This is a genomic window from Sphingobium sp. TomTYG75 (assembly GCF_054771635.1).
Genome location: NZ_BSRE01000002.1, coordinates 992,121 through 1,013,909 on the forward strand (window position 1 = coordinate 992,121; position 21,789 = coordinate 1,013,909).

A 21,789-nucleotide genomic window follows, 5' to 3' on the forward strand; every position below is an offset into this window, starting at 1 on the left:
GCCTTAGGTTGCAGACCCACAATCGCCATAGTCCGGTGTAGATGTAGCTAAGCGAAACTCTTGTATTTGCTGCCACGCTAATCGTGCAAGCTCCGGAAATGCTTCGGCCCGCTCCGCTGCTTGCACGGATGACGCCGTGCCGCGGATGACGCGGCCTTTGATGCCGTGAAAGATGGCCGCCAACCGAAAGAAATTGAACGCAATATAGAAATGGTAATTGGGAATAGAGGCTCTGCCTGTCCGCTTACAATAAGCTGCGACATATTCGTCCTCAGTTGGAATATTGAATGCGGCAAGGTCGACGCCGCCCAACCCCGCCACGATGTGGGGCGGCATACGGTACATCATCGCGTTATAGGCGAAGTCCGCGAGCGGATTACCGAGCGTCGACAGTTCCCAGTCGAGAACGGCCACAACCCGCGGTTCCGTTGGGTGGAAGATCATATTGTCAACGCGGAAGTCGCCATGCACGATCGATGACTCGTCGTCGGGCGGAATATTAGCGGGCAGCCATTCGATCAGTCGATCCATGTTCGGATCGCGTCCGGCCTCGACATCTCCAAGGTACTGCCGCGACCAGCGGTCGATCTGGCGTGCGAAGTAATTGCCAGGCCGGCCATATTCACCCAGCCCTACGGCGTGGTAATCAACTCCGTGAAGCTGGGCCATGGCAGCGTTCATCGCATCGAAATAGGCCGGGCGGTCGGCAACATTAACCTCTGGCAGCGTAGCATCCCAGAAGATGCGCCCTTCCACCAATTCCATGACATAGAACCATCGGCCGATCACGCTATCGTCAGTGCACAGGCCATAGACATGCGCCACCGGGAAGCCGGCTTTTTCAAGGCCGGTCAATACCTGCGCCTCGCGTTCGATCGCATGCGCCCCGGCCAGTAACTGCCCCACAGGCTTACAGCGCAGAACATAAGCCCGGCCAGGCGTCATAAGCCGGTAAGTCGGGTTGGATTGCCCGCCCTTGAACTGGTCAACACTCAACGGACCGGTGAAACCCGCGACATTCGACTTCATCCAGCGGGCCATCGCCTGCTCATCGAAGCCCTGACCCGCGCGTACCGGGGTCGTGCCCACATTGGACTGCGGATCGGTGCTCATTCAATATTCGCAATCGCGAAGGTGCGCTTGATTTTTTTGGCCAGCGACCATTTATGAACTTCTGTCGGACCGTCATAAATGCGAAAAGCCCGGACTTCGCGAAAGACCTGCTCGACGACCGTATCGCGCGATACCCCCGTGCCGCCCAATATCTGTACGCAACGGTCAGCCACGCGGTAGAGCGCCTCCGACACCGCAACCTTTGTCATAGAGCTTTCAGTCACAGCTTTGTCTCCGCGGTCGAGTGCATCGGCGCACCAGTCGATGATCAATTCACTCTGTTTGAGGTCGATCAAATTTTCCGCCAGCATAAAGCCGACGCCTTCGTGATCGATCAGCAACTGGCCGAAGGCCTTGCGTTTGAGCGCATAGGCTGTCGCAATTTCGTTGGCACGCATAGCGCTCCCCAACCAGCGCATACAATGTGTCAGCCGGGCCGGGCTGAGGCGTATCTGTGCGTAGGCGAACCCTTCGTGCGGCGCACCGAGGATGGCGCTCGTCGGCAGGCGCAAATCCTTGATCGTGACGACCGCGTGGCCGCCCGGCATCGAACTGTCGATCGTCTCGATCAGCCGATCGAACTTGATCGCCGGATGCGGAAGATCGACCAGAAACATGGTCGCGGTATCCTTGCCGTCGCGCACCGTCTTTGCCATCAGGATCGCGAAGGCCGCGCCTTCGAAGCCCGTCGCGAACGCCTTGCGCCCGTTCACGATCCAGTAGTCGCCGTCCTGCCGCGCCATCGTCATCATCATCGAGGGATCGGACCCGGCGCCGCCCTCTTCCGCTGGTTCCGTCATCAGGAAGCAGGAGCGGCCGTGCCCCGCGATCAGCGGATCAAGGAAACGCGCTTTCTGCTCTGTCGTTGCGACGTGGCCCAGAAGGTAGATATTGCCCTCATCCGGCGCAGATGTGTTCAAAGCGACGGGGCCGAGCGGTGACAGGCCCGAAGCGCGCAGGATCAGTGCGGTCCCGCGGTGGGTGAAGTGAGAGCCATCTGGCCGAACATGCGGTGTCAGCAGTCCCGAAGCGATGGCCTTGGCCCGCATCTCCTGGACCAACGCATCGGATGGCCCATGACCTCCCTGGTGATAATCCGCCTCAAAAGGGATGACGACATTCCTGACGAAAGCTTCCACCTTGCCAGCGATGATTTGCGCTTCGCCGAGATCATTTTCCATCAACTTGTGTTCCTGCACATGGCTGGACGGAGGGACTGCCTATTGCCCTGTTGGACCTCACAGCGCCTCGATCCCGGCCCTCAGTGCATTGAGGAAAGCGATGACGGGGCCTCCGTCGATCGCGCGGTGGTCGAAGGTCAGTGAAAAACAGACCATCGGCTTCACCGCCACAGTCCATTCACCGTCTACCATCGCTGCGCGAGGCGAGTGAACGATGCCGCCCACGCCCAGCAGCGCAACTTGCGGAACATTCAGCAAGGCTTCGGCGCGCATGACAGGTCCGACAGAGCCGGGATTGGAGATCGTAAACGTTCCACCTTCCAGATCCGTTTGCCTGACCGATCCGGTACGGACGCTCTCCGCCAATGCGGCGATTGCCTGAGTGAGTGCCATCGGGTCTTGCTGTTCCGCGTTACGGATCACCGGCACTATCAGGCCATCTTCCGCATCGACCGCGATCCCCAGATTGACCGTTGGCCAAAGCGACAGTTCCTGCTCGCCCCAAGTCGCATTTAACTTTGGATGTTTGAGAATGGTTGTCGCAGTGACATGGGCGATATAGCCCAGAATGGAAGGCGTGGGTTGCCCAGCCTCTTTCAGGGCGGCGCGCCTTGCGAATAGCGCCGAAAGATCGATTTCCATATCCGCCGTCAACGAAGGCACTGCCGCCGCTTTCGTCAGCGTTTGGGCAATGGCCTTTCGCCGCATCGAGTGCGGCGCGAGCGTCGGCCGATTGCCGCCGCCTGCGGCAAGAACGTCGTCCTGCGTGACTTTGCCGCCGGGTCCGGTTCCGGTCACGGCCGACAGGTCAACGCCATGATCCTTTGCAAGTTTGCGAACCAGCGGACTTATCCGTCCCGCAATGCTTTTCGTGTCAGTCGGGTCGGCCGTTGCGGTCGAGGGCGCAATGGCCTGTTCCGCAACTGTGGCCGGGCCATCCTCATCAATTGCCGCCAGCGCCTCCGCGATCGCGGTCGGTGACGTGCCGGGCGGAACCCAGAGGCCGACCTTGTCGCCAATCTTCATCTCGTCGTCTGCCCGACCGATCTGTCGGGCGAGTATCCCGGCCTCGACCGCTTCGACTTCCGTTGCGGTCTTGTCCGTCTCCACCTCGTAGAGGATATCGCCTTCTTTGAAACTGTCGCCTTCCGAAATTCGCCATTCAAGGATCTTGGCATTCTCTACCGAGCCCATTTGCGGAATGTTGAGGGTGTGTAGAATGGACATTGGCATTTCCTCAAAGGCTCATCAGGTCCCGTGCCATCTGTGCGATGGCATCGATGGACGGGATCGAAAGGGCTTCCAGATCACTGTGCTGGGGCAACGGAAAATCCTTCGCGCCAAGGCGCAGGATTGGTGCTTCCAGATCGAAAAATGCGGTTTCCTGTATCTGCGCCGCGATTTCCGCGCCGGGGCCAGCGGTCTTGGCCGCTTCATGGACGACCATTGCACGATGCGTCTTGCGCACCGATCCGAGCACGCAGTCCCAGTCCAATGGCACAAGGCTGCGAAGATCGATCACCTCGACATCGATGCCGTCGGCGGCGAGCTGATCGGCCGCAGCAAGTGAGCGAGATACCATCGACCCATAGGTTATCAGCGTCATGCTGTCGCCTTGGCGGCGGATCGCGGCCTTGCCGATCGGAACGACGAATTCAGGGTCGAGAGGGACAGATCCCTTGCTCCACCCCAGGCTCTGGACACTGTGAAACAATACGGGGTTGGGTTCGCGCAGCGCCGCTTTCATAAGCCCCTTTGCATCTTCCGGCGTCGAGGGAACGACCACCTTCAGTCCCGGAAAATGCATCCCTAAGACTTCGGTGCAGCTTGAGTGTTCCGGTCCAGCGCCGCCCATCGCTCCGATCGGGAAAATGATGACGGCAGTCATCGGCACATTCAGGCCGTGCATATAGCGCCATTTCGCCAGCTTATGATAAATTTCATCGCCAGCGATCAGAGCGAAATCGCCAAAGCCCATATTGATGACGGGCTTCATCCCCGCAATCGCCGCCCCGGTGGCGAGGCCCGCCTCGAACGCTTCGGAAATATTGCTGTCCAAAACCCGGTCGACGCCGAACTCGTCGATCAGCCCCTTTTCCGTGCCGAACCATCCGCCCGTGGCGACACCTTGCCCCAGCACGAATATGCTGTCGTCGGCGCGCATTTCTTCAACCAGGGCAAGGCCCATCGCCGCATTATAGCCCATCGTTTCAGTCGACATAATAAAGATCCCGTTCGATAACCGACATGTCGGGGTCCGGCGCGGCCTTTGCCTCCCGATAGGCTGCATCCACGATGGCTTCCGCCTCCTCGATCAGCCGTGCAGCGGCATTTCCCGAAAGCCGCGCGGCCAGAACATCCAGCGGATCGCGATAATCGTCGAATTCGCTGTCGCTGCGATAATTTTGGGGATCGCCCGCATAATGCCCGCGACGGCGCGTGACCTTGGCTTCGATCAGCGTCGGCCCGTCGCCCCGGCGCGCGCGATCGACCGCTTCACAGGTCGCCGCATAGACTTCGATCGCATCCTGGCCGTCGACGATGACACTGGGAATATGATAGCCCGCCGCGTAGTCAGCGATGTCCGTCGTCGGGTTGACCGATCCCAGACGCGTACCAACCAGCAGGCCATTATTCTCGCAGAAATAGATCAGCGGCAATTTCCATGCAGCAGCGTGGACCATGGTTTCGTGAAACGTGCCCCTTGCGGACGTGCCGTCGCCGAAATTTGCCAGCGAGACCCGCCCGTCCTTTCGGATCTTGGACGCAAGCGCTGACCCGCCAGCCAAAGGATAGACGCTGCCCAGCGTCGCGCCTTCGCCCATTACGCCGATCGAATAGTCGGCCCAATGAGGAACACCGCCACCTTTGCCGCGTGTCGCGCCCGACATCTTGCCGAGCAGGTCGCCAAGGATGGGGCCGGGCGCCATCCCCTTGCCAATCGCCCAGGCAGCGCCGCGTCCCTGATACCAAAGATAATCCGATGTCGCGAGAGCGGCGGACGCGCCGATGGGCGCAGCCTCCTGTCCTTCGCCCGGATGCCACCAGCCGGAGAATTTATGATCGCGCGTGTGGCGCAGCATTAACCGTTCGATCGCGCGCGATACCGCCATGCGCGAGAACATCGTCTCGACGAGTTCTGAATTTGGCTCCGACATTGGCCCTCTTCCCATTTGATTGTTTGCGGCAAGACGCGCGTGCATTATCCCGCCGTCTGCGCCCCATCGACGGGCATGGCGATACCGCTGACGCTCTGCGCGTCGTCAGATCCCAGAAAGGCGATGGCAGCGGCGACTTCTTCGGCGTCGATCATGTCGCCCATCTTCGATGCATTGCGCGTCAGCAGGCTGACATCGACATCATCTGGCCAGACGAGTTCCCCGGTCATCGCCGTTTTCACGCCGGTCGGACAGATGGCATTGACGCGAACGCCAGTGCTTGCGAATTCGACTGCCAACGACTTGGTGATGCCGATCACGCCATGCTTGGTGGCGCAGTAGGCCGTGGTGTAGGCGATGCCGACGAGGCCCGCCGCCGAACTGATGTTGACGATATTGCCCTTCGCGGCGACCAGGTGCGGCATCGCCGCCTGGCAGAGGTAAAATATGCTGCTCAGATTGACGCGTACCATCCGCTCCCAGCGGCTGTCGTCGAAACGGGCGAGCGGCGCCCAGTCCATGATGCCCGCGATGTTGCACAGCATGTCAATGCGGCCCGCCGCCTTTGCTGCGTCAGCGATGAAGGCGCGGCAGGAATCGGGATCGCCCGCATCGAACCCGATCACCACTGGCGTGGTCAGGGTATCGAGCGTGTCAGCGACGGCCTTTGCGCCCGCTTCGTTGAGATCACCAAGCACAAGTATCGCGCCTTCTGATGCCATCCGCCGGGCGGTGGCACGGCCGATGCCCGATGCGGCACCGGTTACGATGACGACCTTGTCTTTATATCGCATGAGCTCCGCTCCTGTTCAGTTCGCTCGCGTGGGCGTTATCGCGCGCAGATCGCGTCCATGATCGGTCAGCGTGCCGATGAGATCATTGCCCATATGGCGTTCGATGAAGCGCCACTGGCCATCGACCTTTGCCACGGTGTCGCGGTAATCTCCGCCGATGACGGGCTGGAGCGGCAGCGTGTCGGTTTGCTGGAAGACCATCACATAGGATGAGACGACGGCTGTGCCCTCGTCCTTCGGCCGAATGATGACATTGCTTATGAAATGGCGCGTCCGCGGCGTTCCGTCCGAATAGGTAATGACCCAGTCGCGGAACGAGGCTGCCATCGCGGCAGGATCGCGGTCGGCCATCAGCATCCCCGCGCTGTAAACGACAGCATGTTCAAAAAGGCGCCCGACCGCGTCGAAATCGCCCCCGTCGAGCAGCATGGGGTAGGTGAAAATGAGATTCTGTATCTCGAAATAGTCCTCGCCGGTCATTTTAATTCCTTTTGCGGTCTTTTGCCGCGCCATCGAGATTACTGGTGGCTCTGGCGATCATCCACCTTCATTTGGGGTAAGTCGCCCAAACTGGTGGACTGCGCGCGCGATTACGCCAGTTCGAAATCCTCCATCCGTGGTGCGGCCATCGATTGGGCGAAATGGTCGTAGCTCCATGGCCATGTCTGGGGCACGCCCTGCGCGTCTAGATACCAGCTCGTGCACCCCGAGCCGAAAATCGTCCGCTTCGCGGCCGCGATACGGCGCTCCTCATAATCAGCCATGGCTTCGGGCTTTGCAGCGATCGCGGAACAGGTTCCGTCGCGCAAAAGATCGAGGAGTTGGTCGATATAGTCCCATTGCCGCTCAGCGATGTCGATCAGCGAGAAATTGCCCACTGGTGCGGTGGGGCCGTTGAGCAGGAACAGGTTGGGGAAATCGGGCACGGTGATTGCGTAATAAGCGGTCGGGCGCAGCGCCCAGGCATCATCGAGGTTATTACCGCCTCGTCCGATTACCTGAATGGGGCGCACGAAACGGTCGGTCTTGAAGCCTGTTGCCAATACCAACACGTCCAGTTCGTGCAGCGTGCCATCTTTCATGCGGACGCCTGTGACCTCGACCCGTTCGATTGCCCCCGTCTCAACGATCACACCGGGACGTTGCACCGCCTCATAATAGTCGGGCGAATAGATCAGCCGCTTGCAGGCAGCGCGATAATCAGGCCGGAGTTTTTCGCGCAGTACCGGGTCCTGAATATTGTCCTCCAGATTACGGAGGACCACGCCTTCTATTTCCGCCATTTCGGGCGAATCCACCTCAATGATCGCCTTGTTAAACCGCCGGATGCCGGCCCAATATTCCTCGCCGAAGCGGATCGCGTCGATCCTGGACACATCCGAACGAAAGGCGTGGCGGTCGGTTTCCGAATAGATGAAGTTCTGGACCGGCATGATCCATTGTGGCGACCGCTGGAAATGGACAAGCGTGCTGGCGCGGGTCGACAGGGCCGAGACGATCTGGACGCCGGTCGAACCATTGCCAATCACGCCGATGCGTCGGCCGTCGAGCGCTACGCTGTCGTCCCAGCGTGCGCTGTGAAAGCTATCACCCCCGAAGTCCTCCAGGCCGGGAATGGCCGGGATATTGGGGTGATGCAACACGCCGGTCGCGGCGATGATGACATCGACGATGTCTTTGCAGCCATCGGATGTCTCGATATGCCAGCGGCCATCAACGTAGCGGCAGTCCGTCACTTCCGAATTGAAGCGGATGCGGTCACGGAGCCGATAATCGTCCGCGATCCGTTCGAAATAATGCTGAATCTCCGGACCGGGGGAGAAAAACTGCGTCCATTCCGGGTTGGGCGCGAAACTATAGGTATAGGCATGGGCGGGAACGTCGCAGGTCAGGCCCGGATAACGGTTTTCCCGCCATGTGCCACCGACGGTGTCGCCTTTTTCGTAGATAGTGAAATCTGCATCACCCTTCTGGTCTAGCCGAATCCCGGCTAGCAGTCCGGCCATGCCCGCGCCAATTATCGCAAAGCTTAATCTGCGGTGGCCGGTTTCCATTTCCTGCTTAGCCATGAGTCGGTACGCTTTCGATCTGGTCGTGGTGATTCTGTGGCATGGGCGTTCAGGCGACCCATTCGGGCGGACTGTTCAACTCGGACAGCCGTCGTTCCTTGAGCGCACTAAGGTATAGCGCGATCGCATCGCCGGTATTTTCGATGAGATCGATATGGTCCGTCGCGATGGCTTCATCGAAATGGTCGCGCACCTCTTCGATGGTCAGGTCGCCACCGGCATAACCTTTTGAAAAGCCGGTCACGATTTTGGCGAAACGGCCAGAGGATGCAGCGATCGACTGGCCGGTGCATGTTGCATCGCGATGGACCAGCCAGGCGACCACTGACGCCACGCGTTCGGGTGTGGCGGCCTTTTCCATCCAGTCGCGAATGTCGCTGTCGGGAAGATGCATGGCGACCAGCCGGGTAAAGGCGGCTGGCGAGATCGCATTGCACGTAATCCCGTGCGGGGCGCCCTCCATCGCTAACGCCCGCACGAACCCCATTATCGCCATCTTTGCCACCGGGTAGCCGATTCCGGCGCCTCCACCCATCCCGAACATCGAATCCGACAATGTGCAGACGATGCGCCCGTACTGTTGACGCAGCATCGCTGGCCATGCGGCGTGTACGAGATGGAAGGGGGCATAGGCGTGGATCTGCATCTGATGGTCGAACTGCGCCAACTCCATCTCAGCGAAGGATTGTGTCACGTCCGGCGCAATGCTGCCGGCGTTGTTGATGACGATATCGACACGGCCCCAACGATCGAGTGCAAGCGCGACAAGGCGTTGCGCGGTCGAGGGGTCCGTCACGTCGCCAGCATCGGCGATTGCTTCCCCGCCCAGCGCCATGATGTCGCCGACCACGGCCTCGGCCAGGTCCGACGATTTTCCACCACCTGTAGTCGATCCGCCCAGATCGTTGACGATGACCTTTGCGCCACGTGCAGCCAGTATCCGGGCATAGCTTCTGCCCAAACCACGCCCCGCACCGGTGACGATGGCGACCTGGCCGTCATAGCGTAGCTGTTCCAAACATCTTCTCCTTGAGCGGATGTCGTGCGGCGCATCCGATCTCCATTGGCTGATCCAAAAGACGGCGTCGCTCCACCCCCAAATTGACTAGACCGTGATTTACAGCGCCTCCTCTGTTTGGATGAGGCACCGGCTTTTCCAACGGAGCATGTTGCCGGAACAGAACTGGCGATACGACCAGCATAGGATGAGGATCGGGCGGTTTCATGATGTTCAAAAACAGGTCCGCGTTGATCACGGGCGGCGGTTCGGGAATCGGCGCCGCTGCGGCAATGCGTCTTGCCGAGGAAGGTTGCCGCGTTGCGATCGTTGATATCCGGCCAGGCGAAGGGCAGCGCATTGTTGATTTGATCACGAAGCGCGGCGGCCATGCTATCGCCATCGCGGGCGATGTGTCCTGCGAAGCCGATACTGTCCGCTTTTTCGACGAAGCCGAAACGGCGCTCGATGGGCTGGACATGGCTTTTCTCAACGCTGGGGCGTTGCAGGACTATGGTCCCTTCGACACGATCACGGTCGACCAGTTCGACCGGATGATTGCAATCAATCTGCGCGGGCCTTTCCTGGGTCTGCGACAGGCGCAGCGGCGACTGCGCCCCGGTGGCGCGGCGGTTGTAACGGCCTCTGCAGCCGCGTTGCTCGGCTTTTCCGATGCCGTGGGGTATACTGCCGCCAAGCATGGCGTCGTTGGCCTAGTCCGCGCCGCAGCACGCGAATTTGCCGCGCGCGGCCTGCGGGTCAATGCGATTTGTCCCGGCCCGGTGCAGACGCCAATGGTAGGCGCACCTCCGCAGGATGAGCTTCTGCCGCCGGAAAACATCACGCCGCCGACCTATCGTGGCGAGCTGACGCCGCAGATGGTGGCCGAAGTCGCACTGTTCCTGATGGGACCGGCATCGGCGGCAATCAACGGGCAGGCGCAGCTTGTCGACGCAGCGCTGCTGTCCGCCTTTCCGACCGCCCCAGACGCCAACTGAACAAAGGACCAACCATGCTCGACACCGCCTTCGATCAGAAAACCGGCTTTGATCCGGCCAATGTCGTGAGTTCCGACAAGTTCACGATCGAGGCACCTGCCGGAATAGTGTGGGAGATTCTGGTCGATCTGGACCGTTATGGGGAATGGAACCCCTTTTGCGTGAAGGCGGCATCCACGCTCGAAATCGGCGCGCCGGTCCATATGAGCCTTGTCAACTATCCCAATCCCGGCGCGCTGCTGGTGAATTGCGAATATGTCTGCGCGTTTGAGCCAGAGCGGCGACTGGCGTGGGAGGCGCCCTGGCACGAGGCATGGCCCTATGCCGCACGCCGCGACCAGATGATCGAGCCCGTTGAGGGAGGAAATTGCCGTTATTGGTCGACCGACGCGTTTCTGGGTGAAAACGGCGTTCATGTGATGCGCTTTTGCGGTCCGTGGGTGAAACGGGCCTTCGACGATACCGCCCGCGCGCTCAAGGCCCGTGCTGAGGCTTTCCATGCCGAGCGGCAAGCTGGCTCACAATGACCGCGAGCACGGGTCAGGCGATGCAACCGCAGCGATTTGATAGTGAAGCAGCCTTCTTGCCGACAGGGGGCAGGCCATCCCGCTTTCTGGGGTGGCGCATGGTGTGGATCGCCGCGTTGACGCAGAATGTGGCGGTCGGACTCACCTTCGGGTCTTTCGGTACGCTTGTTCTTGCCATCGAGCAGCGTTTCGCGACAACGCGAACGCTCTCGACGCTGGCCATTTCACTGACCATCCTCGTCCTATCGCTCGGTGCGCCGATGATCGGCATGCTCCTTGTGCGTATGTCGATCCGCCGCATGATGACGATCGGCGCATTGCTTGCCGCTAGCGGCTATGTGCTGCTGCCCTTCTCTACGGGCATCGGCATGTTCCTTGCGTTATTCGCTCTGCTCGTGTCGCCCGGCGTCTTGTTGCTGGGCGTGATGCCGTCCAACATCCTGGTAAGCAACTGGTTCATTCGTGGACAGGGCCGTGCACTGGGCTTCGTCACCATGCCGGTGTTCGTGATGATCGTGCCGATGATCAGTTCGTGGGCACTCCAGCGGTTTGGGCTTGATGCCGTACTCATCGGGCTTGGCCTTGCCCATCTGATCGTCCTGCCGTTCATGTCACTGGTGATTGATCGGCCCGAACAGGTTGGCCAGGTTCCGCTCGGTCATGACGAAGCCAACAATCCGGTCGAGGCGCGGTCATTGCTATCCGCGCGGGATATGCTGTCCCGACCGGTGACCTGGTTCGTCACCGCCGCCATCGGCATCGCCGTTGGGGGTGGCATCCTGAAAGCCGCTCATCTGGTGCCACTTGTCATGGGACAGGGTTGGCCGCTGGAAGAAGCATCCTTCCTGTTCGCCATTTCCGGCGGTACAGGCATATTGGGCGCGATTGTGTTCGGTTGGCTTGCCGACAGGCTCGGGCCGGGGCAAGCTCTGGCGCTCAACTGCCTTGTCCAGGGCATCGTCTGGTTCATCTTCCTCCAGCCGGTCGCCTATTCGCTGCTGGTGCTGGATGCGATTATAGTGGGTGCGTGCGGTGGTGGGATTGCGGCAGCGCAGGGCGTGCTGCTGACCCGGCTGTTCGGCATCCGTAATTTTGCCCGCGCAATGGGTCTTGTAACACTGTTCACCGTCCCGTTCACCTTCGGTATTTCACCGCTGGCGAGCGCGCTGTTCGACGCCACCGGCAGTTACTGGACGCCGATCGTGCTGCAAATCGCCGGCTTCGGCCTGGCCGCCTGTATTTTCCTGTTGGTCGAGCGTCGCGCGCGCCGCGCGGCTGACTGACATTGGTTCAAGACATCTGGAGATGAACATGATTCTTAAGGACAAGGTAGTGATCGTTTCGGGCATTGGTCCGGGGCTGGGGCAGGAACTGTCCTCGCTGGTGGCGGCCGAAGGCGGCCATGTCGTGATGGCCGCGCGCACTTCTGCAAAGCTGGACGCAGCCGAAGCGCTGATCCGAGAGGCAGGGCATGATGTCGAGGTACTGAAGGTTCCAACCGACATTTCCCGGCGCGAGGATGTCGCACGGCTGGTCGCAGCTACCAAACAGCGTTTCGGGCGTATCGATGGCCTGATCAACAGCGCCTATATTCCCGGCGCCTTCACCGATGTCGTGGATGCTGATTTCGACGAGTGGCGGCGCACCTTCGACGTCAACCTGTTCGGAACACTGGACCTTTGCCAGTCAGTCATACGGGAGATGCGCGAGACAGGCGGCGGATCGATAGTCAATGTAAACACACAGGTGACGCGCAAGCCTTGGGTGCAGCAGGCCGCCTATGCCACGTCCAAAGCCGCAATGGCGATGGCGACGATGCAGATGGCGACGGAAGTCGGGCAGTGGAACATCCGGGTCAATTCGGCCTTCATGGGGTGGATGTGGGGTCATTCGGTCGAGCAGGCGTTCGACCATATGGCGAAGGAAACCGGCCAGTCGGTCGCGGAACTAAAGGCAGCGCAGGAAGCGAACATCGCGCTGCGCCGAATGCCGACCGATCGCGAGTGCGCACGGCCGATCATCATGCTGCTGTCGGATTATTGTTCGGTAGTCACAGGCGCGAGCCTAGACATCAATGGTGGCGAGTTCATGCCAGGGTGAGGAACGGGACTGTTATGCATTCATCTGTCGAACCACGCGTGATGCGCGCCGCCGATTTCGTGGAGCCGGGCACGGTCGATGCACGGCGCGATGCATCGATCCCTGCGCCTGCCGCTGGCGAGGTCATAGTAGCGGTCGCTGCCTGCGGAATCTGCGGGTCCGACCTGCACATGTTCCGTAACGGCGCCTATCGCGATCAACTCGTCCGTCCGACGCCGGAAGGATATCATGTCCCCGGCCATGAGTTTGCGGGCACCATCGCCGCCCTGGGCGAAGGTGTGACGGGCTGGTCGATCGGCGACCGGGTCGTCGGCGTTACCGGCATGGGCGGCGGCATGGCCGATTTTGTCGCGGTGCCGGTCAATCCATACCAGCTTGTGCGCGTGCCGGACGCGGTTGGCTTCATCGAAGCTGCAACCACGGAGCCAATGGCAGATGCGCTACAGATGGTGCGCAAGGCGGCAATCCGAAGCCGAGAGAATGTCGTCATATTCGGCGTTGGCATCATCGGGCTGGGCGTCATCCAGGCGATTCGCGCCAAGGGCGTAGAGACCGGATCATTGATCGCGGTGGATGTTCATGCTGCGCGGCTTGAAGCGGCGCTGGCAGTCGGTGCTACCGCGGCGATCAACGCGCGCGATGGTGATGTGTTCGATCAGATTGCCGCTCTCACTGGTATTGAGGAGGGCTATAACGGCGTCTCGGCCCGGATCGGCGTGGTGTTCGATTGCGCCGGATACATCAAGCATATGCCTGGCCCGCCGCCACTGGAAACGGCGCTGAGGTTGATCGCACTGGACGGCGGGCGGATCGTATGTTTCGGCGGTTATGAGGATCGCATGACGATCGACTTCGGTCCGGTGATCCAGAAGCAGCCGACGATCATGGGATCGAACGGGTATGCGCCGGAAGAACTGGTCGAGGCGCTGGCGATGATGGCCGAGAGACGAGTCGATCGGGGGGCGCTGGTCTCCCATCAATTCCCGATCGACCAGGCGGCAGCGGCATTTGCTGCGCAATGCGCGCCGGAGGCCCTGAAAGTGATGCTGACGATGGAGAAGTCATGAGCGCGATGAACGGATTTGATGAAGAGGTCGATATCCTGATCGTGGGATCAGGGGCCGGTGCGCTGACGGCTGCGATCGTGGCTGCGGATAACCATGCGACGGTGGCCATCGTTGAAAAAAGCGACCAGTTCGGTGGTACGTCCGCCACATCGGGTGGCGTGATCTGGGTTCCTGCGAGCCACCTGGCGAAAGCCGCCGGCGCGGACGATAGCCCCGAAGAAGCCGCGCGCTACATCACCGCGCTTGCCGGTGATGACGTCGACGCGGATCAGATCACGGCCTTTGTCGACAATGCCCCGGCGATGCTGGCCTACCTCGAACGCGAGACGCAGGTACGCTACGCTTCGATCCCCTACACCGATTATCACGCCGAGCTTCCAGGTGGCAAAATGGGGTGGCGCAGCCATGATCCGCAACCGATCGATGGCCGCGCGCTGGGCGATGATCTTGATCGCTTGCGGCCGACGCATCCCGCTGGGCTGTTGTTCGGCCGGATAAGCTGGACCGCCGCCGAGGCCGCGCCGCTGATCACGCGGATGCCCGGTTGGCAAAAGATGCTGACGAAGGCCTTGTGGCGCCATTATACCGATTTCGGCCAGCGCCTGCGATCGAAGCGCAGCCGCTTCCTGACCTCTGGCAACGCGCTGCTCGCCCGGCTGAAATTGTCGCTCGACACGCGTAAGGTGGATATTCGCTATCGCCATGCACTCCTGTCCCTGATCCAGCGCGATGGCCGCGTCGAGGGCGCGGTGGTGCAAACGGACGCGGGCGAGCGGCGTATTCGCGCGCGCAAGGGCGTGATCCTGGCCGCCGGTGGGTTCGAACGTGATGCACAAATGCGGGCACGCTATCTCACCGGCTCTCCCAACCCCGACTGGTCGGGCAGCCAGAGCGGTAATACCGGCGACGCGATCCGCGCGGCACAAGCCGTTGGCGCGGTCACGACACGGATGGATTCGGCCTGGTGGGCGCCCACGATCAAGGTTCCGGGCGAAGATCGCGCCCGGCCGCTCTTCTTCGAACGCTCCCTGCCGGGATCAATGATCGTCGACAGTTCCGGCAAGCGTTTCCTCAACGAAGCCGCCTCCTATCACAAGGCTGGCGAAGCGATGCGCGCTGCAGGCGGGGGACAGGCCTGGATCCTGCTCGATGCACGGTTCCGCTGGCGCTATCCGATGGGGCCTTTGATGCCGATGATACCGGACTGGATGCATTCATCCGCTGTCCGCGCACTCATGCGCAAGGCGGACACCATCGCGGAACTGGCAAGGAAGATTGATGTCGATCCGACCGTGCTGGAAGCGACCGTCATTCGCTACAACGAAAATGCACGGGTTGGGCAGGACCCTGATTTCGGCCGTGGGCAGCAGCCCTATGACCGCTATTATGGCGATCAGAAGGTGAAGCCCAATCCCAATCTCCTGCCGCTCGAGAAAGCGCCTTTCTACGCGCTGCCAATCAATGCGGGCGATATCGGCACCAGCGGCGGCCTTGCCACCGATGCCAGCGCGCGCGTGCTCGATGCGGCGGGGCAGCCCGTTGCCGGCCTCTATGCGGTCGGTAACAGCGCCGCTTCGGTGATGGGCCGATCCTATCCCGGTGCGGGATCGACGATCGGCCCGGCGATGACCTTCGCCTATATCGCCGCCCGCGATGCAACGGGCGCCAATTGAGAAGCGCTATTCGATGACGGCCGGATGGAAGGGACGTGGCTCGCCAAGCATCGCTACGAAGGAGGAGGGTTCGCGGCCATCGATATCGGTAAGGCCATAACGCATGGCGAGATCCGCAGTGTAAAAGGCCTTGCCCGATAGCGCCATCCGGTCCCGATCACGCGCAACCGCATCGATCACCAGCCCTTGCAATTGGGGCGTTTCGGCGGCGTCATACATCTGGCCATAGACTTCGGGCCGTTCTTTTCGCCCCAGTTCCAGCCGTTCGGTCCGCATCGGTCCCGGCCAGATCGACAATGTGGCGACGCCGAACGGGCGGAAGTCGTGCGCCATGTCGAACATCATCTTGTCGAGGCCCGCCTTTTGCGCGCCATAGCCCGGACCATGCATGTAGCAATGCGCGCCCGGTGACGAGACCGCGACGACCAGCCCGGCCTGCGCCTTTAGCAGCAACGGAGCGGCCGCGCGTGTCGCGATATAGGCGGAACGCAGTCCGACATCTAGAATATCGGCCAGATCGCCGGACTTCTCCCAGAAAGGTCCCGGCTTTACCAGATCGTCGGAAAGCGCGGTGGCGCTGTGGACGAGAATGTCGATATGGCCCGCCTCATCCGCGACGCGCGAAAAAAAGGCTTCCACCGCCGCATCATCACGATGATCGAGTGCGACCGCGACACCCCGTCCGCCCGCTTCATCTACGGCGCGCGCGGTGGCGCCGATCGTGCCGGGGAGCGGCAGCCCCTCGTCGCTCAGCGAACGACCGGTAACATAGACCTTAGCGCCCCTGCCCCCCAGTGCGATCGCGATCCCTTTGCCCGCGCCTCGGCTCGCGCCTGTGACGACCACGATTTTATTACTGGTCATTGTCTCTCTCCTATCTCGCTCGTCATTATCCTGCGCCGCGTCTCGCTCCTCCCCCCAAATCAAGTAATCGCGACTTTCGAAAATCGGTTAGCGCCAGGCAAAAGGAGAGGATCGATGACCAGTACCGCCAATCGTGACTTGTTCGTTCGGATGCTGACGGCGCTTGGTATCAAGGATTTCGATACGTTCGAATCCTGCCTTGCCGACGACATACAGCTCGAATGGCCCTTTCCCGTTATGGCGGGCTTTCCGCTCGAACACCGTGGTGCGCGCTGGTTTCGCGATGCGTTGGAAGCGAGCTGGCGCGATTTTGATCCTTACGCCTATCGCATTGAGGTCATCCACGATCTGGCCGCCAAGGATCGGCTGATTGCCGAATATAGCTCGCACAGCCGCTATATTCCGACGGGCGAACCCTATTCCAACCGATATGTCAGCATTCTTGATTTTGCCGGAGGCCGGATCACGCGCTGGCGCGAATATGTGAACCCTCAGGTCGTGTCGAAGGTGCTCGGTGAGAATGCCGGGTGGAGCGAAACGGGCGGCGCACGCACCGCCTAGTCTATTTCGAGGTATCGGCGGCCGGATCGAAGGTCTCAAATAGCGGTCAAAAGTCGGATTGGAGAGCGAAGATGGCACAAACCGCAGACTATGAGTTGGGCGAATATACATTCCCCCGCGGCTGGTTCATGGTCGCCGAAGGGAGCGAAGTCTCGGCAACCCCAAGCACGATCCACTATTTCGGCCGGGACTTCGTCCTGTATCGCGGCGAAAGTGGTACGGCGCACATGGTCGACGCCTATTGTCCTCATCTTGGCGCGCACCTGGCCAAGAACACGACCTCTTACATCGTGCGCGATGGTCAGCAGGTGGAGGGCGAATCGATCCGCTGCCCTTATCATGGATGGCGTTTCGGCCCGGATGGTGCGTGCGACGACATCCCCTATTCAAAGTTCGTCCCCAAAGCTGCCTGCCTGCCGACCCACCGGATCATCGAGCGCGCGGGCATCATCTGGTACTGGCACGACCCAGAAGGCCAGGAGCCGGATATCGAATTGCCCCCCTTTGCGGAATGGGACGATCCAAGCTGGGTGCGCTGGCAGGTCGATCATCTGGGCATCATCCCCTGCCATCCGCAGGAGGTACTCGACAATATGGCGGACGCCGCGCACATGGTTCCGGTCCACGGATCGACCGACTGCGCCTATTTCGAAAACGCCTTTAATGGGCCGATCCTTCACCAGACGTTCGGCGCGGGCCACCGTACGCTGGTCAGCAGCGATGCAGTGCTGGAAACCGACACATGGTATACCGGGCCTGCAATCCTTCAGGCGCGACTGACCGGGGCGTACCCCTCGCTGATGCTGATCTGCCATACGCCAGTCGAGGATGGCGTGGTAATGGTTTGGCATGCACTGATGTCGAAGGCTGCCAACACGCCGCCAACGCAGGACGACATCGCAATCGCATATGGTTATGCCGAGGCGGGACGGCTGGCGCTCGCGCAGGATTTTGAAATCTGGGCCAACAAGCGTCCCTGTTTCAACCCACTCCAAATTCCGGCGGACGGGCCGTTTGGCAAGGTGCGCATCTGGTATCGACAATTTTACAACCCGCGCGCCCGCGCCAGTGAATTTCAGGATCGGGTGGGCGGCAAGATCACGACATATGACACGCGCGGCAGCAGCGCGGCGGCCTGAAAAAGCATTGAGAGGATGACGATGGGCAAGGTACAATTTCCCGCAGGAGCAGCTTTGGTGTTCGGCGGCAGCGGCGGGATCGGTCGCAGTGTGGCGCAATGTTTCGCAGAAGCCGGAACGGACGTGGCGATCGGCTATCATTCGAAGGCAGATGCCGCCGCAACGCTGGCCAGCGCAATTGAGAGCGAGGGGCAGAAGGCATCAACGCATCGTGCCGATGTGCGCGATCGTGAACAGGTCGAGGCGGCATTCGCAGCGGCGGTCGCAGCGCACGGACGCATCCACACGGTAGTCTGGGGCGCCGGGCCACTGGTCGATCAGGTCATGCTGGGCGATACCACCCACGAACAATGGCGTCGCGCGATCGACATAGAGGTCCATGGCTTCTTCAATGCCGTGCAGGCTGCCTTGCCGCATTTTCGAGAACAGGGCGGCGGATCGTTCGTCACGCTGGGATCGGCGGGGCAGATGCGCTGGCCGGAGAAAGACGGTTTGTCTGTCGCGCCCAAGGCGAGCAATGAATCGCTCGTCCGCGGCATTGCGCGGGAAGAGGGACGGCACGGCATCCGTGCGAACAGCGTGCTCGTCGGCGTGATCGAGGCCGGTATGTTCCTGGAACTGACGAAACAGGGCGTGTTCGGTCCCGAATGGGTGGCGGAAGTGCAAAAGGGTCTTGCCCTCAAGCGCTGGGGCCAGCCGGAAGAGATCGGTGAGGCGGCGGTGTTCCTTGCATCCAACCGCGCCGCCTATGTTACCGGGCAGCAGATCAACGTATCGGGTGGCTACGGCATCTAGGCATGGCATCCTATCCACAACAAGAGGTCGAGGCCGCCATCACCCGCCTGCGCGACGCCTTTGTCGAAGCGGAGGCGCGTAACGACTGGTCATGGATCGCCGACGAACTCTACCATGAGGATTGCGTCTATATCTGTCCCTATGGTGGCGCGATGCCCGTTCGTGCGGACGGGCGGGAGGCGATAAGACGGACCCATTATGGCCGCGACATGGATGTCGGTTCAGGATGGGAGGGCTGGACCTTCCCCATATTGGACTGGGCGATCGCGGATGATCGGATCATCAGTCACTGGGTCAATCGCGGCCCCGGCAGACGAGCGGACGGGGGATTTTACGAGACGCATGGCGTATCGCTGATCACCTATGGCGGCGGCGGGAAATTTTCATCGCAATATGATCTGTTCGACATCGCCCACCAGATGCGCCTGTGCGATGAGCTGGAGGATGCGGGTCTGCTCAGCCCCACGCTTAAGGCGGAATGGGTCGATCCGATGAAGGACAGGCTCATAACCATGCTGGAACGGCGCTGATCCCCTACAAATTGATGATGCGCGCCTGATGCGTAACCACCAATCAGGATGTTTAGCACCTGCCATCCGAGCAGGGTGAAGGAGGATCGCCACATGGCCTATAGCCATCTGCTCGCACCGGGACGTATCGGCGCGATGGACTTGCGCAATCGGATATTCATGACGCCGATGGGGTCCAACCTTGCGGACGAGGACGGGATCACCGGCGAACGGCTGCGCGCTTATTATGAGGAACGCGCAAAGGGCGGCGCGGCGCTGATCATGATGGGATCGGTATCGATCGGCTATCCCGAAGGCTCCGGCAACTGGCGCAACGAGGCGATTTCGCACGAGCGCCATGTGCCGGGCGTGCGGGCGCTGGCCGACGCGGTCCACGCTCATGGCGCGAAACTCGCGATGCAGCTTCAGCACGCTGGTCTGGTCGCGATGAATGACATGCTGGCTGGACGACCGATCTGGACGCCTTCGATCCCGGCGGTCGGCAAGAGCGATGGCGATATGATGGACGGCTTCCTGGAGGATGAACTGGCCATCTTTACCGCGCCATTTGCTGCCATGGGTGCGCCCAACTACCGCGTCATGACCGTGCAGGATATCGAGCAACTGGTCCAGATGTTCGCCAGCGCCGCGCAACGCGCCCAGCGCGCAGGCGTCGATGCGGTCGAACTTCATGCCGGTCACGGTTACCTGATCTCATCGTTCCTCAATCCATTGATTAACCAGCGCGACGACGATTATGGCGGCTCGATCGAGAACCGCTCGCGCTTGCTATGCGATATCATTCGCGGCGTGCGCGCTGCCGTCGGCCCCGACATGCCGATATGGCCGCGCCTGGACAGCCAGCATTTCCTGATCGACGGCGGCATCACAGTGGAGGACGCGGCCGCGACCGCCCGGCTGGCGCAGGAGGCAGGAGCAGACGCCATCCACATATCGGCCGATGGCCATCCGGGTCGGGGCCTTACCTATTCGACCGGACATGCAACCGACACGCGCAACGGGTTTGTCGAGGCGGCAGCGCGGATCAAGGCACATGTGACTATACCGATCATCTGTCCCGGCCGGATCGAGCCGGAAGATGCCGACCGCTTCATCGCTGATGGGAAGCTGGATTTCGTGACGATGGGCCGTAAGCTGTTGGCCGACCCTCATTTGCCGGCCAAGCTGGCCGCGGGGAAGGCCGATCAGATTCGCCCCTGCGTCTACTGCTACACCTGCATCAGCCAGATATTTTTCAGTCGTCCGGTGAAATGCGCGGTCAATCCCGAAACAGGCTTTGAGCGTGAGCGCGCGCTCGTTCCTGCCGCCGCCGCTCGCCATATTGTCGTGATCGGCGGTGGTCCCGCCGGGATGGAGGCGGCTCGTCGGCTGGCAAAGCGGGGCCATCGGGTCACGCTGCTGGAGGCAACAGACTCCTTAGGCGGGACCGCCCGCTTCGCATCGATCGCCTATGCCCCGAACCAGGGCATTGTCGATTGGCTGAAACGGGAAGTGAAGGGCGATCCGAATATCACCGTGCAACTGAGCACGAAGGCGACGCCCGAACTGCTCACTACCCTGATCCCCGACGAAGTCGTGGTCGCTACCGGCGCGCGACGTGCGCTGCCCCCCATTCCCGGCGCGGATCGCGACAACGTGTTCAGCGGCGACGAAATGCGCAGCCTGATGCTGGGACAGGATCTGGGCAAGCTGGCGCGCAAGGTCGATACCAAGACGCGGCTGATGATGCGTGCAGGTCGTGTCACTGGCCTGACGGGGCGGCCCGGTTTCATCCGCGCTGCCAGCACCTATTTCATGCCCTTTGGCGAACGCGTGGTGATTATCGGCGGCGAACTGGTTGGGCTGGAACTGGCCGAATTCCTTGCCAAGCGCGGTCGAAAGGTCGTCGTGATCGACGAAGCGGCCAAGATGGGTGCGGGTCTTCAGGTCGTGCGCCGCTGGCGGGTGCTTGATGAACTTCATCATCTGGGCGTCACGCTCCTGCCGAACGCCGGGGACATTGCGATTGGCGATAAGAACGTCAGCTACCGCAACAGCTTCGGACAAGTGAGAACGGTGGCTGCCGACCAGGTGATCGTCGCCAAGGGCGCGCAAGGCGACTCTCGTTTGGCCGACCAACTGAAAGCGGCCGGATTCAGTGTGCGCAGCATCGGCGACGCCAATGGTGTAGGCTATATCGAAGGTGCGATGCAGGATGCGGCCGACGCCGTGATTGATATTTGA

21 protein-coding genes are annotated in these 21,789 nt (G+C 61.1%); 11 read left to right on the forward strand and 10 right to left on the reverse strand.

Annotated elements, in window-relative coordinates; all coding sequences use genetic code 11:
- Nucleotides 1-3: 3 nt before the first annotated feature.
- The 9 genes from ACYU81_RS18090 to ACYU81_RS18130 all read right to left on the reverse strand — a co-directional run bounded on the left by ACYU81_RS18090 (nucleotide 4) and on the right by ACYU81_RS18130 (nucleotide 9,333).
- Nucleotides 4-1,113, reverse strand: a complete 1,110-nt coding sequence (locus tag ACYU81_RS18090; protein ID WP_460989082.1) for a phosphotransferase — start codon at nucleotides 1,111-1,113, stop codon at nucleotides 4-6.
- Entirely contained in the window at nucleotides 1,110-2,294 is a 1,185-nt protein-coding gene (locus ACYU81_RS18095) for an acyl-CoA dehydrogenase family protein (protein ID WP_460989083.1), read from the reverse strand. The genes ACYU81_RS18090 and ACYU81_RS18095 overlap by 4 nt, the downstream gene beginning before the upstream one ends.
- A 57-nt stretch (nucleotides 2,295-2,351) precedes the next feature.
- Nucleotides 2,352-3,521, reverse strand: coding sequence for a dihydrolipoamide acetyltransferase family protein (locus tag ACYU81_RS18100; protein WP_460989084.1), 1,170 nt, complete (start codon nucleotides 3,519-3,521; stop codon nucleotides 2,352-2,354).
- Between the two features lie 10 nt (nucleotides 3,522-3,531).
- A complete protein-coding gene (locus tag ACYU81_RS18105) occupies nucleotides 3,532-4,515 on the reverse strand; it encodes an alpha-ketoacid dehydrogenase subunit beta (protein ID WP_460989085.1) in 984 nt (327 codons plus the stop codon).
- A complete protein-coding gene (locus tag ACYU81_RS18110) occupies nucleotides 4,505-5,452 on the reverse strand; it encodes a thiamine pyrophosphate-dependent dehydrogenase E1 component subunit alpha (RefSeq protein WP_460989086.1) in 948 nt (315 codons plus the stop codon). Before ACYU81_RS18110 ends, ACYU81_RS18105 begins: the two co-directional genes overlap by 11 nt.
- Before the next feature lie 44 nt (nucleotides 5,453-5,496).
- The gene (locus ACYU81_RS18115) at nucleotides 5,497-6,246 is read right to left on the reverse strand and encodes an SDR family NAD(P)-dependent oxidoreductase (protein ID WP_460989087.1); all 750 of its coding nucleotides are present in this window, start codon (nucleotides 6,244-6,246) and stop codon (nucleotides 5,497-5,499) included.
- Between the two features lie 15 nt (nucleotides 6,247-6,261).
- Nucleotides 6,262-6,726, reverse strand: a complete 465-nt coding sequence (locus tag ACYU81_RS18120; protein WP_449469292.1) for a nuclear transport factor 2 family protein — start codon at nucleotides 6,724-6,726, stop codon at nucleotides 6,262-6,264.
- 110 nt (nucleotides 6,727-6,836) lie between these two features.
- A complete protein-coding gene (locus tag ACYU81_RS18125) occupies nucleotides 6,837-8,315 on the reverse strand; it encodes a flavin-containing monooxygenase (RefSeq protein ID WP_460989088.1) in 1,479 nt (492 codons plus the stop codon).
- Between the two features lie 49 nt (nucleotides 8,316-8,364).
- On the reverse strand, nucleotides 8,365-9,333 hold the full coding sequence (locus tag ACYU81_RS18130) for an SDR family oxidoreductase (protein WP_460989089.1): 969 nt from the start codon (nucleotides 9,331-9,333) through the stop codon (nucleotides 8,365-8,367).
- Nucleotides 9,334-9,539: 206 nt separating this feature from the next.
- On the opposite strand from ACYU81_RS18130, the gene ACYU81_RS18135 reads away from it, so the two are divergent.
- Genes ACYU81_RS18135 through ACYU81_RS18160 form a run of 6 tightly spaced genes read left to right on the forward strand, consistent with a single transcriptional unit; the run spans nucleotide 9,540 to nucleotide 15,677 of the window.
- The gene (locus tag ACYU81_RS18135; protein ID WP_460989090.1) at nucleotides 9,540-10,310 is read left to right on the forward strand and encodes an SDR family NAD(P)-dependent oxidoreductase; all 771 of its coding nucleotides are present in this window, start codon (nucleotides 9,540-9,542) and stop codon (nucleotides 10,308-10,310) included.
- Nucleotides 10,311-10,324: 14 nt separating this feature from the next.
- Nucleotides 10,325-10,837, forward strand: a complete 513-nt coding sequence (locus ACYU81_RS18140) for an SRPBCC domain-containing protein (RefSeq protein ID WP_460989091.1) — start codon at nucleotides 10,325-10,327, stop codon at nucleotides 10,835-10,837.
- Nucleotides 10,834-12,120, forward strand: coding sequence for an MFS transporter (locus ACYU81_RS18145; protein WP_460989092.1), 1,287 nt, complete (start codon nucleotides 10,834-10,836; stop codon nucleotides 12,118-12,120). The genes ACYU81_RS18140 and ACYU81_RS18145 overlap by 4 nt, the downstream gene beginning before the upstream one ends.
- A gap of 28 nt (nucleotides 12,121-12,148) precedes the next feature.
- Nucleotides 12,149-12,937: an SDR family NAD(P)-dependent oxidoreductase gene (locus ACYU81_RS18150; protein WP_460989093.1), complete on the forward strand. Its 789-nt coding sequence runs from the start codon at nucleotides 12,149-12,151 to the stop codon at nucleotides 12,935-12,937.
- A 14-nt stretch (nucleotides 12,938-12,951) separates the two neighbouring features.
- On the forward strand, nucleotides 12,952-14,004 hold the full coding sequence (locus ACYU81_RS18155) for a zinc-dependent alcohol dehydrogenase (RefSeq protein WP_460989094.1): 1,053 nt from the start codon (nucleotides 12,952-12,954) through the stop codon (nucleotides 14,002-14,004).
- Nucleotides 14,001-15,677: an FAD-dependent oxidoreductase gene (locus ACYU81_RS18160; protein WP_460989095.1), complete on the forward strand. Its 1,677-nt coding sequence runs from the start codon at nucleotides 14,001-14,003 to the stop codon at nucleotides 15,675-15,677. The genes ACYU81_RS18155 and ACYU81_RS18160 overlap by 4 nt, the downstream gene beginning before the upstream one ends.
- A gap of 6 nt (nucleotides 15,678-15,683) precedes the next feature.
- On the opposite strand, the gene ACYU81_RS18165 is transcribed toward ACYU81_RS18160, so the two are convergent.
- The gene (locus ACYU81_RS18165) at nucleotides 15,684-16,541 is read right to left on the reverse strand and encodes an SDR family NAD(P)-dependent oxidoreductase (RefSeq protein ID WP_460989096.1); all 858 of its coding nucleotides are present in this window, start codon (nucleotides 16,539-16,541) and stop codon (nucleotides 15,684-15,686) included.
- A 114-nt stretch (nucleotides 16,542-16,655) separates the two neighbouring features.
- On the opposite strand from ACYU81_RS18165, the gene ACYU81_RS18170 reads away from it, so the two are divergent.
- The 5 genes from ACYU81_RS18170 (at nucleotide 16,656) to ACYU81_RS18190 (ending at nucleotide 21,789) form a co-directional block, all read left to right on the forward strand.
- On the forward strand, nucleotides 16,656-17,102 hold the full coding sequence (locus tag ACYU81_RS18170) for a nuclear transport factor 2 family protein (protein ID WP_460989097.1): 447 nt from the start codon (nucleotides 16,656-16,658) through the stop codon (nucleotides 17,100-17,102).
- Nucleotides 17,103-17,173: 71 nt separating this feature from the next.
- Nucleotides 17,174-18,241 carry a Rieske 2Fe-2S domain-containing protein gene (locus tag ACYU81_RS18175; protein ID WP_460989098.1) on the forward strand — a complete coding sequence of 356 codons (1,068 nt, stop codon included), beginning with the start codon at nucleotides 17,174-17,176 and terminating at the stop codon, nucleotides 18,239-18,241.
- Nucleotides 18,242-18,262: 21 nt separating this feature from the next.
- Nucleotides 18,263-19,036, forward strand: coding sequence for an SDR family NAD(P)-dependent oxidoreductase (locus ACYU81_RS18180; RefSeq protein ID WP_460989099.1), 774 nt, complete (start codon nucleotides 18,263-18,265; stop codon nucleotides 19,034-19,036).
- A 2-nt stretch (nucleotides 19,037-19,038) separates the two neighbouring features.
- Nucleotides 19,039-19,566, forward strand: coding sequence for a nuclear transport factor 2 family protein (locus ACYU81_RS18185; protein ID WP_449469274.1), 528 nt, complete (start codon nucleotides 19,039-19,041; stop codon nucleotides 19,564-19,566).
- A 93-nt stretch (nucleotides 19,567-19,659) separates the two neighbouring features.
- Complete coding sequence (locus ACYU81_RS18190; RefSeq protein ID WP_460989100.1) at nucleotides 19,660-21,789, forward strand: FAD-dependent oxidoreductase; 2,130 nt, start codon at nucleotides 19,660-19,662, stop codon at nucleotides 21,787-21,789.

What these genes read in the sequence shown, in the direction of transcription:
- ACYU81_RS18185 (WP_449469274.1), top strand. Translation starts at nt 19,039, where the DNA reads ATGGCATCCTATCCACAACAAGAGGTCGAGGCCGCCATCACCCGCCTG.
- ACYU81_RS18175 (WP_460989098.1), top strand. Translation starts at nt 17,174, where the DNA reads ATGGCACAAACCGCAGACTATGAGTTGGGCGAATATACATTCCCCCGC.
- ACYU81_RS18180 (WP_460989099.1), top strand. Translation starts at nt 18,263, where the DNA reads ATGGGCAAGGTACAATTTCCCGCAGGAGCAGCTTTGGTGTTCGGCGGC.
- ACYU81_RS18170 (WP_460989097.1), top strand. Translation starts at nt 16,656, where the DNA reads ATGACCAGTACCGCCAATCGTGACTTGTTCGTTCGGATGCTGACGGCG.
- ACYU81_RS18145 (WP_460989092.1), top strand. Translation starts at nt 10,834, where the DNA reads ATGACCGCGAGCACGGGTCAGGCGATGCAACCGCAGCGATTTGATAGT.
- ACYU81_RS18120 (WP_449469292.1), bottom strand. Translation starts at nt 6,726, where the DNA reads ATGACCGGCGAGGACTATTTCGAGATACAGAATCTCATTTTCACCTAC.
- ACYU81_RS18110 (WP_460989086.1), bottom strand. Translation starts at nt 5,452, where the DNA reads ATGTCGGAGCCAAATTCAGAACTCGTCGAGACGATGTTCTCGCGCATG.
- ACYU81_RS18105 (WP_460989085.1), bottom strand. Translation starts at nt 4,515, where the DNA reads ATGTCGACTGAAACGATGGGCTATAATGCGGCGATGGGCCTTGCCCTG.
- ACYU81_RS18125 (WP_460989088.1), bottom strand. Translation starts at nt 8,315, where the DNA reads ATGGCTAAGCAGGAAATGGAAACCGGCCACCGCAGATTAAGCTTTGCG.
- ACYU81_RS18135 (WP_460989090.1), top strand. Translation starts at nt 9,540, where the DNA reads ATGATGTTCAAAAACAGGTCCGCGTTGATCACGGGCGGCGGTTCGGGA.
- ACYU81_RS18095 (WP_460989083.1), bottom strand. Translation starts at nt 2,294, where the DNA reads ATGGAAAATGATCTCGGCGAAGCGCAAATCATCGCTGGCAAGGTGGAA.
- ACYU81_RS18140 (WP_460989091.1), top strand. Translation starts at nt 10,325, where the DNA reads ATGCTCGACACCGCCTTCGATCAGAAAACCGGCTTTGATCCGGCCAAT.
- ACYU81_RS18150 (WP_460989093.1), top strand. Translation starts at nt 12,149, where the DNA reads ATGATTCTTAAGGACAAGGTAGTGATCGTTTCGGGCATTGGTCCGGGG.
- ACYU81_RS18190 (WP_460989100.1), top strand. Translation starts at nt 19,660, where the DNA reads ATGGCCTATAGCCATCTGCTCGCACCGGGACGTATCGGCGCGATGGAC.
- ACYU81_RS18165 (WP_460989096.1), bottom strand. Translation starts at nt 16,541, where the DNA reads ATGACCAGTAATAAAATCGTGGTCGTCACAGGCGCGAGCCGAGGCGCG.
- ACYU81_RS18115 (WP_460989087.1), bottom strand. Translation starts at nt 6,246, where the DNA reads ATGCGATATAAAGACAAGGTCGTCATCGTAACCGGTGCCGCATCGGGC.
- ACYU81_RS18100 (WP_460989084.1), bottom strand. Translation starts at nt 3,521, where the DNA reads ATGTCCATTCTACACACCCTCAACATTCCGCAAATGGGCTCGGTAGAG.
- ACYU81_RS18155 (WP_460989094.1), top strand. Translation starts at nt 12,952, where the DNA reads ATGCATTCATCTGTCGAACCACGCGTGATGCGCGCCGCCGATTTCGTG.
- ACYU81_RS18160 (WP_460989095.1), top strand. Translation starts at nt 14,001, where the DNA reads ATGAGCGCGATGAACGGATTTGATGAAGAGGTCGATATCCTGATCGTG.
- ACYU81_RS18090 (WP_460989082.1), bottom strand. Translation starts at nt 1,113, where the DNA reads ATGAGCACCGATCCGCAGTCCAATGTGGGCACGACCCCGGTACGCGCG.